Raw genomic sequence first — 752 nt, 5'->3', positions numbered from 1 at the left:
TCTACTTCTCCTGTAAAACTACATGTATATGTTAAATCTGTATAGTTATTACTCCACGATACAACACTACAATCATCTGTTGCTGTTGCTCCTCCATTACTGGCTAACCAAGCGTTTAACTCTACTGTATTTCCTGATCCATCACACTCTACAGTTTTATCTGATGGTTGCTGGGTTATTGTTGGTGCTGTTTCATCCTTAATTAAGTACCCTGCTGTGGTTGTACTAAAGTTACCACAAGCGTCCGTAGCTGTAAAAATTACTGTTATATAACTTCCATCACATTTTACAGTGGTATCATCTCCGTAGTTATTTGTCCATGTTACGCTACTACAATTATCGGTTACTGTTGCCCCTGCATTGTTATCTAACCAATCTTGTAAAGTAGTTTCTGTATCTCCTACTCCACATTCTATATCTATATTATCTTTATTTGTTTCATCTATAATTGGAGCTGTATTGTCTTTAACAGTTATTGTCTGATCTTTTTCTATTGTATTTCCACAGTTATCTGTTAAAGACCATCTTCTTGTTACAATTACCTCTCCCTCACATGAACCTGCTGATTCAATATCATTATGGCTAGCATCTAAATTTGCATCACAATTATCTGACTCATCGGTAACATCTCCTGTAATTCCCACATTAGCATCGTAAGCACAAGCATCATCTTTATATATTGTGATGTCAGCTGGCACTGTAAAATCTGGTGCAGTGGTATCGGTTACTGTGATTGTTTGGGTATGACTTAC

Annotated in this window: 1 pseudogene; it reads right to left on the bottom strand. The window is 36.4% G+C overall.

Annotated features, from left to right (window positions below):
- Positions 1 to 752 (bottom strand): annotated as a pseudogene (locus ACQYZ7_RS16680) (hypothetical protein); the annotation flags it as partial.

Source organism: Tenacibaculum sp. SDUM215027 (assembly GCF_050566205.1).
Taxonomy (GTDB): Bacteria; Bacteroidota; Bacteroidia; order Flavobacteriales; family Flavobacteriaceae; genus Polaribacter.
This window is presented reverse-complemented; position numbering and strand designations above follow the sequence as displayed.